Origin of the sequence: Gardnerella sp. Marseille-Q9691 (genome assembly GCF_046507715.1) — a bacterium.
GTDB classification, from domain to species: domain Bacteria; phylum Actinomycetota; class Actinomycetes; order Actinomycetales; family Bifidobacteriaceae; genus Bifidobacterium; species Bifidobacterium greenwoodii.
In genome coordinates, this window is sequence record NZ_JBKFXI010000004.1 from 12,939 (window position 1) to 29,788 (window position 16,850).

Below are 16,850 nucleotides of genomic sequence, written 5' to 3' on the forward strand. Positions count from 1 at the left end.
GTTTATCACTCCAAACGCTCGTTAGTCGGCCTTACCAACAGACCTAGAATATGGATCAATGGCATCACGCAAACCGTCACCAATAAGCTGCACGGAGAAGGTTAGCAAAACAAGCACTGCAGACGGCACCAAAAGCACCCACGGAGAAGTCTGCACAACGCTTTGGCCAGCATTAAGCAAAGTACCAAGAGAAGTATCCGGAGCCTTAATACCAAGACCCAAGAAGCTCAAAGCAGTTTCGCCGTTAATCGCACCAATAACACCAAGAACCGTGTTAATAATCAACACAGAACCCAAGTTTGGAACCAAGTGACGCACAATAATGCGGAATGAAGAAACGCCCTCGAACTTAGCTGCACGAACATACTCACGTTCGCGCAAGCTCAAAGTCAACGTACGAAGCGTACGAGCGTAACCAATCCAACCAAAAGCAGTTAAGCCAAATGCCAACCACAACCAATCGCTACCACCACTAGAAGCACTAATGATTAAAGCAATCAGCAGGAAGGAAGGAACAATCAGCAGCATGTCCAAAAGCCACATACCAACCTGCTCGAACCATCCTTCGAAGTAAGAAATAGCAGTACCAACCAAAGCAGCAATAACTGTAATGGTAATAGAGCTGACAATACCAATGGAAAGTGAACGGCCAAGTCCGCGCACAACCATTGCGTACATGTCTGAACCGCCTGGCGTAGTGCCAAGCCAATGCTCTGCAGAAGGAGGAGTTGCAAGAGAAGAAAAGTCTGGTTCGTCGTAGCTCCACTTTGAAATCTTTGAGCCAAACAAAGCAAAAAGAATCAAAATTACAAGCATAACCAAGCCCACAACTGCAGACGGGCGACGGAAGAATCGACGCGTATAAAGCGTCATCTTACCAGTGCGCTTAAAGTTGCCCCAGGCACCAGCAGTAGCTTTTTTATCTGCAGCAGACTCAAGAGGCGCTGAAGATACATCTTTTTTATTCATATCAAATTCACCTACACTGTTCTGCTAGTTCAAACGAATACGTGGGTCAAGCCAAGCAGAGAAGACATCTGCAAGAAGAGCACCAACTAATGTACATACAGCACCAAACGCTGCAATAGCAACAGAACCGTTAATATCGTTCTGCATAATGGTCTGAACGAAGTAGCTACCAAGGCCGTTAATAGCAAACACGGTTTCAGTAATCACAGCACCCGTAAACACGCCTGCAATAGAGAAGGCGACGTCAACAGCTGTTGGAATCAAAGAAGTACGCAAAGCGTGGCGGCGAATAGCCAAATTCAAAGGTAAGCCCTTAGCGCGAGCCGTACGAACGTAATCAGCATTCATAGTATCGAGAAGATACGTGCGCTGCGTTAAATGATACCCAACCATGCCAGGAATTGTCATAACAATCGTCGGCAAAATCAAATGCTGAAGGAAGTCAAGAAGGAACATGAACGGGTCAGAACCCTGGTAAGAGTGCAAACCAGTAACGTAGAAAAGTCGCACGCCTGTTGCGTGGTTAATGCTAATAGCAGCAAGCACAACCATCAAACCCAAAACTGCTGCAGGAACAACCAACAGGAAGGTTGCTGTGGAATTAAGAACTCGATCTTGCCACCTGTACTGACGGATAGCAGTGTAAACACCAACGCTAACACCTAAAACAATACCAAGAATTGTGGCACCAGTAACAAGCTGAACAGATGCGCCAATACGAGACATAATTGCCGGGCCAACTGGAGCCTGATCTGGGCTCAATCCCCAATCCCACTTAGTAAAAATGTTGTAAATCCAACGGCAATAACGAGTAAACACTGGAGTCTGGTCGTTAATATTTGCCAAATCCAAAGAACGGTTGATTGATGCAATAGGTGGATGCGGATGCCTAGACATATAGTTCGAACGCGGTCTCATAAAAGCACTCGCCAAGAAATACGTCATGGATACGGCAACAAACAACATCACCACATAATTCAGGCATCGCTTAACGATGTATCGTATCATTGTGACTCTTTTCTACGCCTAGCCATTGTTTACCTCCATTTGGCATGCTGCAAATCGTTAAATCTACATCATAACCGCTTTAGCGTTTCGCCTTCAAAAGGGCGCGCTTGAACTGACCCTCGTCAATCCGGGACACATAATTAGTATATTTTTAGCCAAGCTATGTACAAAGAGCTTAACAGAAAATATTTTTGCACAATGCTTTTTTAAGTATATAAAAGCAAAATTTAGAATATATAAGTTATATTATACAGATTACAACCTACACAAAAGCGCAGAATTTCAACGTTTCTTTGATATATAATTACGAAATAATATGTATTACAGAGTCAAAAAATTATTTTTATACATACAAAATACGCATTATCAACAAATATAATAAATTCAAAAATTAATTACAAAAACTGAATATTTAACGGAAAAAGTTTAGTTTTACAAAAATAATTAAGGTTATTCGCACAAAGACCGGAAATCGCTATAAACAAGAAACACACGCAAGACATTGTGCAGTATACAATATCTGTTATTCGTATTATCAACTCTAAAAGGAGACTGAGTAAACTCATGGCTGAAAACGTTAAAGCCGTAACTCTGGAACATGTAAAAAATTATTCCAAGCACTTCAACGAGCAGCGTGCAAATCTTTTAGCGGCAAATGCAGCAGTAACAAATGGCGTGCTTAAAGCTGCAACAAGCTATCAAGGAAAGCGCGCGCTGCCACGCGAATTCTCTGTGGAATTAAAGCAAGGAAGCATTACAAATCAAAAACGTTCCGGGCGATGCTGGATGTTTGCATCCCTTAACACTTTGCGATATGAGTTAATGCATAAGTGGAATTTAGATGACTTTGAGTTTTCAGAAAGCTACCTGTTCTTCTGGGACAAGATTGAAAAAGCAAACGCGTATTTGGAAAACGTGTTGGCCACTTTGGATGAAGAACTTGATAGTCGAGTTTTTGAAAGCATTAACTACGGTCCGATTGACGACGGTGGTTGGTGGCAAATGTTCGTCAACCTGGTAAACAAGTACGGTCTTGTGCCGAAGAGCGCGTATCCAGATTCACAGAATGCAACTGACTCCGACTCCTTTGTGCAGTACATCAATACAAAGTTGCGCGAGTTTGCTTGCGAATTGCGCGAGGCTTATAAGAACGGCTCTTCTTTGGAAGAATTGCGCGAAATGAAAGTCCGCGATTTGGAAACCGTTTACCGCATGACCACTATTGCACTCGGCGAACCACCAGTAAAGTTCGACTTCTTCGCGCGCACTAAAGATGACGATGACAAGAAGGACGAGAAAAAGAACGAAAACAAGGATGGCGAAGAAAAGAAGGACGACAAGCCAAAGACTGGCAAGGACGAACGCCCAATGATTCGCGAATACGGAATTACTCCACTTGAATTCGCTAAGAAATATGTTCCTGTTGACGTAAACGACTTCGTAACATTGTGCAACTCACCTATGAAACGAACTCCTTTTAACAAGCGCTATCAACTCAAGTACAGCACCAATGTTGCTGAAACAGATGAGCTGGAATTTGTGAACGTTCCTATTGAAGTGTTCCGAAAGGCAGCTGTAGATCAACTCAGCGACGGCCACCCAATTTGGTTTGCTTGCGATTGCACACAGTTCTCCTTGAGAGATAGCGGATTCTTTGATCCTGCAGTAGTTCGCGTTGACCAACTCTTCGATATTGAATTTACATTTGATAAGGCGAAGGGTTTGGAATACATGGATATTCCAGGCAATCACGCTATGACATTTACAGGCGTAAACTTAGACGAAAATGGCAACCCGGATCGCTGGAAGATTGAGAACAGCTGGGGCAAAGATGCAGGCGAAGATGGCTACTACGTTGGCTCTGCCGACTGGTTCGACCGCTACGTTACTGAAGTAATCATCAATAAGAAGTATCTTGACGAAGCAACTCTTGCCATCTTAAAGCAAGAGCCAGTAATGCTTGAGCCGTGGGAGCCGCTTTCAAAGCGCTGCCGCTAGTTTAAGTGCTTAAACTTATAGGCGCAGATTGCTTTTTGCAGTCTGCGCTTTTTAATTAAAAAGAAGCCCGGCGGGAGGAAACCCGCCGGGGCAGAGAGAAAGAGAGAAGAAGGTTTCAATTATGGGGTTCGCGAACGAACCTCGCTAATGGCGAACCATTAACATATGTTAGTATAGCTAAACTTTCGTCCAAAGAAAAGAGTTTTTCCTTAAAATTTCCTTAAAATATTTTTTATTAAGAAAACTTGCTATATTTTTTGTTATTTTATAACGATTTACCTAAAATTTTCAACCTATTCGCCGCTATTTTCCAAAGATTTTTTTGCAGCAGCAAGTCTTTCGGCTTCAACACGCTGACGCTCGGCCAATGCAGAAGCAAAACGTTCAAGCTCCTCATCAACCGCTTCCTTCGGAATCTTAGCAAAAATAGGAGTTGGCTTAGGAACAGGCGTTCCAGCAACCAATTCCTCACTCTCCCAAGGATGTACAGTTTCACCCAAACGATAATCACCCGTAATAATCGGATACTTAAAGTCCGGATTATCCAAATCCTCTACTTCCTCAATATGAGGCAACGGTGAGAACACGCCAGTGCCACCAAGAGCTTCCCAAACCTTTTGCGCTGCATGAGGCAAGAACGGAGCAAGAAGATGATTAGCATCCGAAACAGCCTGCGCAGCCACGTGCAATACGGTTCCGAGACGAGCTTCGTCATCCTTAATCTTCCACGGCTCAGTTGCGGAAATATATTTATTAATATCCGCAACTATTCGCATTGCTTCCGTAAGAGCATTCTTCTGACGATGGCGCTCAATCAAGCTACCAACCAAAGCAAACGCATCAGAAGTTTGATCAAGCAAAGCGCGATCCATTGAAGTCATAGAATCTTCATCCAAAGGAGGAATCTCGCCAAAATTCTTATTGATAAGATTTGCCACACGGTTAACAAGATTGCCCCAACTTGCAGCAAGCTCTTCGTTATTATGACGAGCAAACTCAGCCCAAGTAAAATCAGCATCAGAATTTTCAGGGCCTGCAATAGAAATGTAGTATCGCACAGCATCCACAGGATAACGAGCCAAAATATCCTTCACGTAAATAACAATTCCTCGCGAAGAACTGAACTTCTTGCCTTCCATAGTCATAAACTCAGAAGCAACAACCTGCTCAGGCATATTAAGCGGTCCGTAAACACCAGACTCGCCGCCCTTTGATCCAGCTCCGTTATATGCGAGCATTTCCGAAGGCCAGATTTGAGAATGGAAAGTAATATTATCCTTGCCCATGAAGTAGTAGCCAGGAGACTTAGGATCACACCACCAGTCGCGCCAAGCATCCGGCTTACCCTGCCTGCGCGCCCACTCAATAGAGGCAGACAAGTAGCCAATAACAGCGTCAAACCACACATACAAGCGCTTATTCGGGTTATCAATCCAACCTTCAACAGGAACAGGAATACCCCAATCAATATCGCGCGTAATAGCTCTAGGCTTTACTTCCTTAAATAAGCCAAGCGAGAAGTTAATAACGTTAGTACGCCAACCTTCACGCGAATGAAGCCAATTAACATTCGCCTCAGCCAAAGACGGCAAATCCAAGAAGTAGTGTTCAGTTTCTTCAAAGCGAGGAGTTTCTCCGTTAATCTTAGAAACAGGATTGATAAGCTCATCCGGATCAAGCTCATTTCCACAAGCATCACACTGGTCGCCGCGAGCGCCATCCGCACCACACAATGGACAAGTTCCCTCAATATAACGATCAGGCAAAGTACGGCCGGTAGAAGGCGAAATTGCAACCTTCTGCGTACCTTTATAAATATAACCGTTCTTTAAGCACTGGCGGAACATTTCCTGAACCACATGCTCATGGTTTGCGGTTGTTGTGCGCGTAAACAAATCGTAGCTTAAACCTAAATCGCATAAATCCTTAGTAATTACGCGATTGTAACGGTTTGCAAGCTCTTGCGCAGAAACGCCTTCTTTATCTGCCTCAACCAAAATAGGCGTGCCGTGTTCATCAGTTCCAGAAACCATCAACACGTCATTACCCTTCATGCGCTCGTAACGCGCGTACACGTCTGAAGGAACACCAAATCCAGCAACGTGACCAATATGACGAGGGCCATTAGCGTAAGGCCATGCAACATTCACCAAAATATGACTCATAGGCAAATATTATCTTGTTCAGCGCGGACAGTTCTAGACGAATATCAAAGAAAAATTTAGAGAAAAGCGCAGAAAATAGCGCAAAAATGGCGTAAAAATAGCAGATTCTTACGAATATTCTAATTGTGAATATGTGCAAAACTTTTAGCTAATACGAATTATATGCACTTAAAAACAATAGCGATTCAATATTGATTAAGTATCTATTCAAATAGCAATTCACATATCCACAATTTATTTATTTAATCTTATTTACCTCTAAAAATTTTCATAATCTCAATTCTTAAATCAATAGAAAGAGAGGAAGAATATGATTGATCAACAAATGGCATATACGATTTGGAAAATCGGCAAAATAGACAACGAAGAATTCCCGCCTCTTCTTGATAACAACCATTTACCTGGGCCAATGTGCATGAAAAAGCTTTCTAAATTTGGAATATTTAACCGCTTAACATCTAATACCGGCTACTCGCACAAAACGGCTATTTCTATGTGCGGAAGAAGCAATATAGTAAACGATTTAATACCTTCGGAAAGCGTTGCTTGCTTATTTACAGCTGCGTGGGTGTGGCTTGGTGGAAATTTTCCTGAAAATATAGATGTTATTGATTACGGTCATTATAGAAGGAAACCACACGGTCACACAATTCGATCATTTCGTAGGAAATTAAACGAAAAAGACTATGTTACTCTTGGAAAAACTCGCATAACAACTCCGGAGCGAACAATATGCGATTTAGCATATACGCAAGGCGATAGTGAAAATTACGAGTTATACAGAAAAAGCATTGCAAACTTACTAATATCTCACTATCGCGTAGATTTGCACGAGTGCAGACGTATTATTGACAGCAATCCTTATTTTCCAGGCTCTGTGCGCGCAAGAACTTGGCTGAATGATATTGCGAATGAAATAAGGAAACCATGGAAATGAAATTCAACTCATTCGCGAAGGAGCATGCAAGCTCTCCTCCCAAGCCGCCAATACTCCTTACGCCTGTTGTTGCAAGCGACCCCTCAACAAATCCGGAAATCTTGTGGCATATTGCAAAACATATACCAGAATTGCGTAAATGGGTTATTGCAAATCCTTCTGCAGACGCTCATCTTTTAGAATACATTTCTCAACAAGGCGGACCGGATGTTCGTCACAGTTTTGAAGTGTTATTTGCGTCTTATGATAGCGATATATGACATCTATTACGGCAGACTTAAGGCAGTCTCACGGCTTACTTACGGTATTCTTACGGCAGACTTAAGGCAATAGTTTTAGGATTATTGGAAATTTATAAGAAAATTCCCTACTCAGCCTCACCTTTTTGTTTAAGGCATGCTGCGTAAACTTGCTTACGATTTGCAAAAGAACCATCTAAAAGCGGATGCTCTTTTACTACTTTCGTAATTGCTTCTTTAATGCGCAAACCTTCCTTTTCTGCGCAATCAGCCGCAAGCTCAGCAAGAGCATCTACGCTTAAATCTTGACTTTCTGCTCTAACTTCATCATCGTTAGCTCCCCCAATAACCAGCACAATTTCGCCACGAGGAGGATCAGCCAGCACGCCGTCGTAAATACTTTGCACATTCCCGCGGCGAATTTCCTCAAAATCTTTAGTAAGCTCTCGGCATAATGCCATTGGTCTATTAGGGCCAAGCACGGCTAATAGATCTTCCATAGCTTCTGCAATTCGGTGCGGAGCCTCATAAAACACGATTGTTCTGCGCTCTGCTTTAAGAGAACGCAAATGTTGCTGTCGTTCACCAGACTTTCTTGGCAAAAAACCTTCGTAGCAGAAGCGATCAGTTGGCAATCCAGAAAGCGCAAGAGCATCAAGAACCGCACTAGGGCCTGGAGCGCATGTAACAGGAAGACCACGTTCAATAGCCCGGCGAACAATTGCTAAACCCGGATCGTTAATAGTTGGCATTCCGGCATCTGAAACCACAAGAACCTTAGCACCCTGCTCTACTTCGTCGAGCAAACCGTCGGCCTTATTTCGCTCATTGTGATCGTGATACGCAACAACGCGCCCAGAAACATGAACCCCAAGTCGATTCGCCAAATCGTAAAGCCTACGCGTATCTTCAGCTGCCACAATATCTGCAGTTTCCAGGAGATTTATTAGCCTAGAAGAAGCGTCACCAATATTACCAATTGGCGTTGCGGCAAGAAAAACCTTGCCGCATTTACTACCAATAGGCGATTCTGCGAGAACGACTTTGCTACGTAAATTACGATTTCCTGAAGTATTATTTTTAATTTCTTCAGATTCGGTCTCGCTCATTTTTACTCCTTGCCAATTCACACAATTTTTGGCATTGGCGTTGTAAGAGATGCAGTAAGGTTTACTTGCACAACTCCAGCACCAGCGTGAACTTCCACCTTCTTTAAGGTAACTGTGCGCTCCCCAGCAGGCTTGTGATCGTCGTCCGTCATGGTTGCAGGAGACTTGACTGCCACTAACGCAAGGCTGTTGAAATCAACACCTGCATTTGCGCACAAATCTTGCGCTGCAGACAGAGAATCAGCAAAGCCATCTTTTTCAATGACACGATCAGCTGGAACGCCGTAAGCTTCTTCACACAGAAGCTTAATTCGATTCATAAGAGTATTTCCGCGCCTGGATTCAGGAGCATACGCTTTAGTATCTTCACTAATTACAGACACAAAATCGTCAAGCTGATCTGCCAAACCATCGCCACCGTCGCGGAAAAGATTGCCAACAATCGGCTTCCTAAATCCCAAAGATTTCGCCTGCGCTAATAATTCAGGAACCTGATCATCCTCACCTTCCCACAAATTAATCAACGGGAATGTAGGAATATTAAGAGATTCCAAACGAGAAACATGGAATGGGTAGCGCCAAGCCAAAGTTTCGTCATCTCGCCAAGTAGTTGCGCGAGTAACTACAACTGCAGCGGCAGGCCACTTTGCACCAAACTCGCGAGAAGCAATATCAAGCCACTTTTGAGCACCAGCATCCGTACCATAACCTGCTTCCACAACAACAACATCATGCTCAGCGCAAGCCATTTCAACGCTTACAAGGCTTGGAATACCGAGCGAAACGTTTGCAAATGGACCGCAATGCACATAAATCGGCGAACCGTTAATAGTTTCTGTTTTTGCAGGCTTTACAGCGTCGGAAAGAATATTTGTAATTCGCCACAAATCAACGAAATCACCAAACTTACGAGGAACACCATCCTTTGTGCCAGCAATCATTGAAGCAACGCGCTCGGAAATCTCATCCATGCTGCGCGAAAGAACAACAATTTGCATAAGCTCGCATGTTGGAGTCAAAACGACTCGCTCAGGAACAGTTCCCTTGCCATAATCAACAGCAATGCTGCGAAGCGAACGAGATGGAACTTCACTTACGCGAGGAACCAAAATCGTATCAAGCACGCCTTCATCAACTGCTTTTTCTGCAAACGACACAAGCAAATTCTGCGCGCAAGCAATAGCAGCCATCTCACCACACAAGCCCCAATCAATAAGCTCAGGATGAGAAAGCGAAGACTTACCGCCGCCGCTTGCGCCGCCTTTAGAACCAGCGGCCGTAATGCCCATGCTTGGCTGACGAAGAACTGCAGCAGCATCAACACCGCGCTCACGCAAGGCATCAACCAAAGCAATCGTAGTAGTTGTTTTACCTTCACCACGAGATGCTTTTAGCGGAGTGTCTGCAGTAACAAGAAGCACTTTTCCATGCTTGCGAGGCTGATCAGGATTCTGCTTTAAATAGTCCAAATACCCGAAGGCATCAATCTTTTTAACCAAGCCGAATGTTGTTGTGTATTTATCAATAATGCTCATGTTCCCCACTTTCATAGGCATAATGCATAAATGCATATTTTATATAATTTAATGATCAGAACGGTTAAAGCCATTCTTCATACGCATACTTGTAATGTAAAGAACATTATCAAGCAACGCGTCTGTTTCCTTCTTCAACCTTTCTGCCATGCTGTCATTCGCGTTAGCCAAAGCCTCACGAACTTTTGCGTCGCGAAGAGCGGCAATAATTTCTTCCGGATTGCGCACAACATCGCCGCAATAACCGTCTTCATCGCATTCACGCTCTGGCTCGTAATCTCTTAAAGAAACGCCGAGCAAATCAGCAATTTCTTTATCTGTGCGCTTAACCATTGCATGCCCAAGAGAGCCAACAGTTTCCTGGTAACGCTCAATCGTATTAGCTGTATCGTTAAACGCAGCATCGGCAAGAGCTGCAATAATGCGATTTTCCCAATAGAAGTTTTCGCTTGTTACGCGAGTAGTTGTATCTTCCAAATATTTTGGAGTGCGATTTACGTTCGGATAGAACGGCACCAAAGCGTTGAAAGGATTAGAACCGTAAGTAATCCACTGAATTGCACGTATTTCTTCCGGCATGTAAGGACGTATTTGCATTACAGCAAGCTCGCTTTGACGGTTAATACCGATTGGGCGCAACATGTGGCGAGTATGCTCGTCTCCAAGCTTTCCGTAAGGATCATATTCAGTGCCCTGATAGTGCGAGCTTAAAACGTACTTAACATCTTCAATGGTTACCTTGCGTTCTGGCTGGCGAGCCCAAGGAATGTCGTTGCTGTCCGGACGATGATCAGCGTCTTTACCATCCCACACTTCGTCATACGGATTCAAGAAGCGCTCCATGAACCATGCGCGAGGAGTATTGTAAACATGATCAGAATCCGAATGAGAGCCAAAAGCATCGCGAGGATTGAAAGGAGAAGCGTTTTCAACCGACAAATCCAAGTGATTTTCTTTAATAAACTCAAGCAAATCAGCCGAGCACATGTGCTCTTCTTGCTCACCAAAAGCGTCATCCAAATCAAACTCGTCAATACCAAGCTGGTTTGGCATAACAACGTAAGCTTCATCCGGCACGCGCTTAGCAATCCAATGATGGCCGCCAACAGTTTCAAGCCACCAAATCTCATTCACGTCCGAAAAAGCAACGCCGTTCATCTCATAAGTGCCGTACTTTTCAAGCAACGCACCCAAACGCTCAACACCTTCGCGAGCGCTACGAATATAAGGCAAAACAATCGTCAGGAAGTCTTCTTCGCCAATTCCACCAGGCACTTCCGGCTTATAATCAGCATCTCCAACTTTGCCCTGTGCTTTTTGAAGCTCAACCATTGGATCTGCTCCGAGCACGCGCTCGTTGGATGTAAGCGTTTCGGTTGCGCTCATTGCAACGTTTGCTTCGTTTAGGCCGGCCTCTCCCCAAATTCCTTCGCGCAAATCAGCGTTTGGCACGCTTGTGTATTGCATTGGATTGTCTGGAAGTTCAACCGTAACGTGGCTAAGAACAGACTTATAAACGCGAGGCTGATCTTCTGGCTTTACTACTACTAAGCGCTTTGGATTAAATTCGCCATTTGCTGAGTCTTCGTTACGAGCAATAAGCGTAGATCCGTCGTAGCTTGCGCCGCGTCCGACGAGAATTGTTGTGCATGCCATTTGCAGCCCCCATTGTGAGTTTCAATATTTTACTAATTTTTTATTCCTGATTGATTCTATCGCTAGTTACTTAAATTAGGCGCGCCCAGTAAAGAACATTCCGCCCGCATCTACGCCGCTAGTGCAGTTACGAATTTCGCGCAACAATTCATTCATGTAGAAGCCTTGTTTAAGATTTGACAAAGGTTGTTCCGTGCCAAAAACTTCAAGCATGTATTCGTGATCTTTATCCGGAGGCTGAGGACCGTTGTAACGCATAGTAATTGCTGAGTCTTCACAACCAACGAATCTGCTTGCTTGCGAATTGCGTCCTTGAACTGCTTCCGGAATCATCGACGGCATTTTGCGCGAAAAATCTTCCGGAATTTGCAAAGCATGAGAATCGTTAAAATCAAACATTAACGCATCTACTGGCACGTTTGCAGCCGTCCAATGAATCCATTCAAAACCGCATACCGGTATTGCGTCATCGTCAACAAGTCGCCAATGCAAGTAGTGCACAAAAGATGGCATATTGTCAATATAAAACGGGAATGAAACTACTGGAACTCCGTTAATTTTATTCTGCGACGGTGCAGCTTTAGAATAATCGTCCGGAATAATAGTGAAATCTGTAGAAATATTCATAATTCAAGTATCTACTATTACACAGCACTAATCAACTGCGCTAATAAATTACTTATTCGTTATTAACGCAGCGCGCAAACTGCACTAGTAACGATAAACCGCCAATATTCGTTACTAACGCAGTCAGCAAACTGAGAAAATAACGATGTTGAAGCTTTATCTATAACTTTAAAGACTAATAAGATTAATAAAAATGTGCGCTCAGCCATAAAGAACTGGGCGCACTGATTTAGAAAATGGAGATTTTATACTCGATTTTTACTTTGCTGCATCCTCCTTATTAGCAGCCATAGCAGCCTTCTTGGCAGCACGCTCTTGTTCCTTAATGCTTTCAATGAACTCAGCATGCTTTACTGCAGGAAGCCAGCCGGTGTTAACAACCTTAACCTGCCATACCCAAGCCAAAGCAAAGATTATAACTGCAAAAACAATCAAGCTTACAGCACCAACGCCTGCACCAAGGTGTGCGAAGTTACCAACAACAGTGCCAACCCAACCAAAGTCAGCATCGCCGAAGGTGGAGTTTGCCAAACCGAAGGAACCCATAACCGTGAGCAATACTGCTGGTAGGAATGTAATAATCAAACCGTTGATGAAGCCACCGAGAATAGCACCGCGACGACCGCCGGTTGCGTTGCCGAATACGCCAGCACCGCCACCGTCGAAGAAGTGAGGAACCATGCCAGGAAGAATCAAAGCCAAGCCCCAGGCCGGCCCCATCCACACTGCAATAATACCAAGAGCTACAAGGCCACCAACGAAGGAAGCCAAGAAGCCAATGAGAGAAGCGTTAGCACCGTATGGGAACACGATTGGAATATCCAATGCTGGGCGTGCGCCTGGAACAACCTTGTTAGCAATGCCCTGGAATGCAGGAACCAATTCGCCCAAGATAATACGAACGCCGTAGAGGATTACGCTAACGCCAATGCCGAACTGCAAAGCCTGAGCAAAAGCAGCCATGTAGAATGCGCTGTAATCAGCAGGATGAGATGCGAAAATCTTGAAGAGTTCCTTTGCTGGCAACACAATAGAAGCCCATACTGCAAACACAAGATAAAGCACAACCATCAACAAAGTGGTGGAAACCATGGAATCGCGCAAGAAGCTCAAGCCCTTAGGGAAGTTGATGTCTTCAGTAGACTTTGACTTCTTACCAACAGCAGCGCCAACAGCACCAGAAACAATGTAGCTTAAGGAGTTGAAGTGGCCGATTGAAAGCTTATCGCTTCCGGTAATGCGGTTCATGAATGGCTGAGCAAAAGCTGGCAAAACAACCATAACAGTAGCCATAATAATGGAGCCAACAATAACAATAAGAAGCTGGTTGCCTGCACCAAAGCCTACAGAAAGCACCAAAGCCAAAAGCATAGACATGAACACCATGTGGTGACCAGTCAAGAAGATGTACTTTAGTGGAGTAAAGCGAGCAGCAAGAAGCATAAGAACGAAGCTAAGAACAATAATGTATGCAGAGGTAGCACCATACTGTCCTGCAGCCTGAGCTGTAATAACCTCGTTTGTAGGCACAACGCCGTGTGCACCAGTAGACTTCAAAACTAAGTCACCAAATGGAGCAAGAGCGCCAACAACAACGCCAGCACCTGCGCCCAAAATAAGGTAACCCATAGCAGCCTTTAAGCCGCCTGCAATAACTTGTCCTGTACTACGCTTGAGCGCAATAAGACCGATTGCTGCAATAATACCAATCAAATAAGCCGGCACATTCAAAATCTGCTGACTTATGAAATTTAAAACCTGAACTACAATGTTCATTTTTATTTCCTTCTTTTTTATTCCCTAGGGGAAGGCAAATACTATGAGTAATTACTATACGTAACGCTCAAGTACGCTTTTCACCTCTTCAACATCCATGAAATTTTCAATTGTTTCCACAGGAGTGGTAGTACCCTCAAGCTCTGGAGCGAGCTGAGGAGATGTGAGTACAAGGTCGTTCATATTAGCGGTACCTTTTGCACTTCCAGCGTCGGAAGTAGTAACCGTAACATCAAGACCAAGGTCTGCTGCTGCAGCCTCAACATTGATTTTGAGCAGTACAGACGTGCCAATGCCGTTTCCGCATACGCACAGAATATTCATAATAGCCTCTTTCGTTGAGTTATCATTTTTAATTTTACAAAATTAATTTATGATTTAACATCTAACTTTTAAGAATCGCGCGAATTTCTTCAGCATTTTTTGCTTGCGCAAGTTCCTTAGTTTTTACAGGATTAGACAAAGCTGCAGCAACTGCGGACATAACCCCAATATGCTCGCTTTCGTCGTGACCTGCAAGACCAATAACTAAAGAAACTGGATCGTTAGCAGCATTTCCAAATTCAACAGGCGTACTTAAACGAACCCAGCTTAAACCGCTTTTAAGAACCGCTGCCGATGGCCTTGAATGAGCCAAAGCCAAGCCTGGAGCAATAACAATATATGGCCCCATTTTCTCAACGGTTTCAATCATTTGATCCGTGTATTCGTCAGTGGTAAAGCCAGCTTCTCGCAAAGCATCGCCAGCAAGACGAATCGCATCGCGCCAATCCTTAGCCGCAACGTCAAGATTAACTGCAGCGTCCGGAAGAAGCTCGTCAATATCAGCGCTCATATTTTCTCTTTTCTGATTATTTTTAATTTTTTACTATTTTTTAAATTTTGTGATTATTAAATTTTGGTTATATTTAAATTTTGATTATTCCTGCATAATCGAGTGGTAGAACTTTCCAGCTAAAGCCTCTTGAGCTTTAGCTTTTGCTTCATCAAATGTAGTCTGAGCAAGTTCAGCACGAACATCGTCCAAAGCAACCGGCGTCATAGAAAGCGAGTTAATACCAAGACCGGTAAGAACAACCGCTAAGTCTGGATCAGCCGCAGCTTCACCACAAACTCCAACTGGCATACCATGAGCGTTGCCAGCGTCTGCAATCATTTTGATTGCACGCAACACGGCAGGATGCCAAGCAGTTTGGTAATTAGAAACAGATCCAAGAGTTCGATCAGCCGCAAGAGTGTACTGAGTTAAATCATTCGTTCCAATAGAAACAAAATCAGCAACTTGAGCAACTTCTTCGGCAACCAAAGCAATAGAAGGAACTTCGGCCATAACGCCAACCTTCTTAAGACCTTTAGATTTACCAAGCTTTACAAAATACGCTGCTTCATGCTCGTCTGAAACCATTGGAGCCATTACCCACAAATCTGCATTAGTGGCGGCATCAGCGCGAGCCAAGGCCTCAAGCTGTCCGTCTAAAACATCCATATGCTGCCTTAAAGTGCGCAAACCGCGAAGACCTAAAGCAGGATTTGGCTCATCTTCCGGAGTTAAGAATGGCAACGGCTTATCTGCTCCAGCATCAAGCAAACGAATAACAACTTTTTTGCCATCAAATTGAGATAGCAGCTTTGTGTAAGCTTCTGTCTGCTCTTCTACACTAGGCGGCTGCTCGTTACCAATAAACAGAAATTCCGTACGGAACAAGCCAACGCCTTCAGCACCATATTCGTGCGCAATTTGAGCATCCGAAGGCTTGCCAACATTTGCCAAAAGTGGAATCAAATGACCATCTTTAGTACTTCCAGGCAATCCGCGCAATTCGCGAGCACGACTTAAGCGCTCACGAGACTCTTTAACATGCGCAATTTCTTCTTCGCTAGGATCGCTTATAACGCGTCCGTGGGCAGCATCAACTACAATCATTTGATGATTCTTTAGCTGGCAAGCATCGTGCGCTCCAACAACAGCAACAATTCCGCGAGCGCGCGCAAGAATAGCAGTGTGGCTTGTAGGACCGCCGTCGATTGTAACAATTGCCTGAACCTTGCTTAAATCGAGCGAAGCAGTATCGGCAGGAGAAAGATCCCTAGCAACCAACACAAAAGGAGAATCGCTTTCTGGCACTCCAGGCGCTTCGACACCAAGCAAGGACGCAATAACGCGCTGGCCAACATCGTGCAAATCTCCCGCACGCTCAGCCATATAGCCGCCAAGATTGCGCAACATATCTTCAAACTGCGCGAATCCTTCCCAAGTAGCACGTTCAGCTGTTTTTCCAGCAGAAATTCCAGCTTCAATCGCACTTATTAATGCTGGATCCGACGCCATTTGTGCAAGAGCCTGCATAATTGGTGCTGCTTTTTTAGTTCCTTCATCCGCTGCCTTAAGAGCAGCTTCCGCACGCTGTTGCAAATCTTTATTTACAGCATTTAAAGCGTTTTGTACTGAAGTCTTGGCATCTTCGATTGATATTGCCGAAGGACGAGCCACATCTTCTGGCTCGCGCAAAGCAGGTGCCATACACAATACTTCACCGGACGCCATTGAACGACCAATACCAACACCAGTGATTACCATACTTAAACCCTCCTTTAGGTTTAGACGCTTTACCACAGCTGCAACGCCGCAGAAGCATTTCTTGCAGGTAAACGTTTCTTACTAATGAAACTATACACCATTAAAAACGTTGTTACAACAAGTGAAAACGTTTTCTGTATTTTTCAGTTAATTGTGTTACACTTAACATTAAAAATAGCAATAAAAAACTTAAGAAAAAAAAAACTTTGCTTTTATACGAAAGTAAAATAAAAGTAGAAATTATTAATTTTTT

General features: G+C 43.9%; 14 protein-coding genes. 3 read left to right on the forward strand and 11 right to left on the reverse strand.

The genetic code is table 11. The annotated features are described in order from the left end of the window. Positions 1–21: 21 nt before the first annotated feature. Both ACLD6A_RS06040 and ACLD6A_RS06045 read right to left on the reverse strand, forming a co-directional pair. The gene (locus ACLD6A_RS06040; RefSeq protein ID WP_004137165.1) at positions 22–969 is read right to left on the reverse strand and encodes an ABC transporter permease; all 948 of its coding nucleotides are present in this window, start codon (positions 967–969) and stop codon (positions 22–24) included. 24 nt (positions 970–993) lie between these two features. Beyond that, positions 994–1,977, reverse strand: coding sequence for an ABC transporter permease (locus tag ACLD6A_RS06045; RefSeq protein ID WP_032841750.1), 984 nt, complete (start codon positions 1,975–1,977; stop codon positions 994–996). Between the two features lie 564 nt (positions 1,978–2,541). Here ACLD6A_RS06045 and ACLD6A_RS06050 point away from each other — a divergent pair. Beyond that, the gene (locus tag ACLD6A_RS06050; RefSeq protein WP_375169258.1) at positions 2,542–3,975 is read left to right on the forward strand and encodes an aminopeptidase C; all 1,434 of its coding nucleotides are present in this window, start codon (positions 2,542–2,544) and stop codon (positions 3,973–3,975) included. A gap of 293 nt (positions 3,976–4,268) precedes the next feature. Here ACLD6A_RS06050 and metG read toward each other — a convergent pair whose 3' ends face one another. Then, on the reverse strand, positions 4,269–6,140 hold the full coding sequence (metG, locus tag ACLD6A_RS06055) for a methionine--tRNA ligase (protein ID WP_410313843.1): 1,872 nt from the start codon (positions 6,138–6,140) through the stop codon (positions 4,269–4,271). Positions 6,141–6,450: 310 nt separating this feature from the next. Between metG and ACLD6A_RS06060 the strand changes: the two genes are divergently transcribed. Then, entirely contained in the window at positions 6,451–7,077 is a 627-nt protein-coding gene (locus tag ACLD6A_RS06060) for a hypothetical protein (protein ID WP_004129241.1), read from the forward strand. Beyond that, complete coding sequence (locus ACLD6A_RS06065) at positions 7,068–7,337, forward strand: hypothetical protein (protein ID WP_116794435.1); 270 nt, start codon at positions 7,068–7,070, stop codon at positions 7,335–7,337. The genes ACLD6A_RS06060 and ACLD6A_RS06065 overlap by 10 nt, the downstream gene beginning before the upstream one ends. Positions 7,338–7,444: 107 nt before the next feature. Here ACLD6A_RS06065 and rsmI read toward each other — a convergent pair whose 3' ends face one another. The 8 genes from rsmI to ptsP form a co-directional block, all read right to left on the reverse strand. Then, the gene (gene rsmI / locus ACLD6A_RS06070; protein WP_004129247.1) at positions 7,445–8,425 is read right to left on the reverse strand and encodes a 16S rRNA (cytidine(1402)-2'-O)-methyltransferase; all 981 of its coding nucleotides are present in this window, start codon (positions 8,423–8,425) and stop codon (positions 7,445–7,447) included. 17 nt (positions 8,426–8,442) lie between these two features. After that, the gene (locus tag ACLD6A_RS06075) at positions 8,443–9,960 is read right to left on the reverse strand and encodes a formate--tetrahydrofolate ligase (protein ID WP_180964367.1); all 1,518 of its coding nucleotides are present in this window, start codon (positions 9,958–9,960) and stop codon (positions 8,443–8,445) included. A gap of 48 nt (positions 9,961–10,008) precedes the next feature. After that, on the reverse strand, positions 10,009–11,616 hold the full coding sequence (locus ACLD6A_RS06080) for a C69 family dipeptidase (protein ID WP_410313844.1): 1,608 nt from the start codon (positions 11,614–11,616) through the stop codon (positions 10,009–10,011). Positions 11,617–11,691: 75 nt separating this feature from the next. Beyond that, positions 11,692–12,243: a YbhB/YbcL family Raf kinase inhibitor-like protein gene (locus tag ACLD6A_RS06085; protein WP_410313845.1), complete on the reverse strand. Its 552-nt coding sequence runs from the start codon at positions 12,241–12,243 to the stop codon at positions 11,692–11,694. Positions 12,244–12,501: 258 nt separating this feature from the next. Then, positions 12,502–14,019, reverse strand: a complete 1,518-nt coding sequence (locus ACLD6A_RS06090) for a PTS ascorbate transporter subunit IIC (RefSeq protein ID WP_410313846.1) — start codon at positions 14,017–14,019, stop codon at positions 12,502–12,504. A 54-nt stretch (positions 14,020–14,073) separates the two neighbouring features. Further along, positions 14,074–14,343 carry a PTS sugar transporter subunit IIB gene (locus ACLD6A_RS06095; RefSeq protein ID WP_019260534.1) on the reverse strand — a complete coding sequence of 90 codons (270 nt, stop codon included), beginning with the start codon at positions 14,341–14,343 and terminating at the stop codon, positions 14,074–14,076. A 61-nt stretch (positions 14,344–14,404) separates the two neighbouring features. Beyond that, positions 14,405–14,854 carry a PTS sugar transporter subunit IIA gene (locus ACLD6A_RS06100; protein ID WP_116794440.1) on the reverse strand — a complete coding sequence of 150 codons (450 nt, stop codon included), beginning with the start codon at positions 14,852–14,854 and terminating at the stop codon, positions 14,405–14,407. An 84-nt stretch (positions 14,855–14,938) separates the two neighbouring features. Beyond that, entirely contained in the window at positions 14,939–16,597 is a 1,659-nt protein-coding gene (gene ptsP, locus ACLD6A_RS06105; RefSeq protein ID WP_410313847.1) for a phosphoenolpyruvate--protein phosphotransferase, read from the reverse strand. Positions 16,598–16,850 lie beyond the last annotated feature (253 nt).

Coding starts and splice junctions, on each gene's coding strand:
- ACLD6A_RS06090 (WP_410313846.1), bottom strand. CDS start 14,019: ATGAACATTGTAGTTCAGGTTTTAAATTTCATAAGTCAGCAGATTTTG.
- ACLD6A_RS06050 (WP_375169258.1), top strand. CDS start 2,542: ATGGCTGAAAACGTTAAAGCCGTAACTCTGGAACATGTAAAAAATTAT.
- ACLD6A_RS06075 (WP_180964367.1), bottom strand. CDS start 9,960: ATGAGCATTATTGATAAATACACAACAACATTCGGCTTGGTTAAAAAG.
- ACLD6A_RS06100 (WP_116794440.1), bottom strand. CDS start 14,854: ATGAGCGCTGATATTGACGAGCTTCTTCCGGACGCTGCAGTTAATCTT.
- ptsP (WP_410313847.1), bottom strand. CDS start 16,597: ATGGTAATCACTGGTGTTGGTATTGGTCGTTCAATGGCGTCCGGTGAA.
- ACLD6A_RS06080 (WP_410313844.1), bottom strand. CDS start 11,616: ATGGCATGCACAACAATTCTCGTCGGACGCGGCGCAAGCTACGACGGA.
- rsmI (WP_004129247.1), bottom strand. CDS start 8,425: ATGAGCGAGACCGAATCTGAAGAAATTAAAAATAATACTTCAGGAAAT.
- ACLD6A_RS06045 (WP_032841750.1), bottom strand. CDS start 1,977: ATGATACGATACATCGTTAAGCGATGCCTGAATTATGTGGTGATGTTG.
- ACLD6A_RS06040 (WP_004137165.1), bottom strand. CDS start 969: ATGAATAAAAAAGATGTATCTTCAGCGCCTCTTGAGTCTGCTGCAGAT.
- ACLD6A_RS06060 (WP_004129241.1), top strand. CDS start 6,451: ATGATTGATCAACAAATGGCATATACGATTTGGAAAATCGGCAAAATA.
- ACLD6A_RS06065 (WP_116794435.1), top strand. CDS start 7,068: ATGGAAATGAAATTCAACTCATTCGCGAAGGAGCATGCAAGCTCTCCT.
- ACLD6A_RS06095 (WP_019260534.1), bottom strand. CDS start 14,343: ATGAATATTCTGTGCGTATGCGGAAACGGCATTGGCACGTCTGTACTG.
- metG (WP_410313843.1), bottom strand. CDS start 6,140: ATGAGTCATATTTTGGTGAATGTTGCATGGCCTTACGCTAATGGCCCT.
- ACLD6A_RS06085 (WP_410313845.1), bottom strand. CDS start 12,243: ATGAATATTTCTACAGATTTCACTATTATTCCGGACGATTATTCTAAA.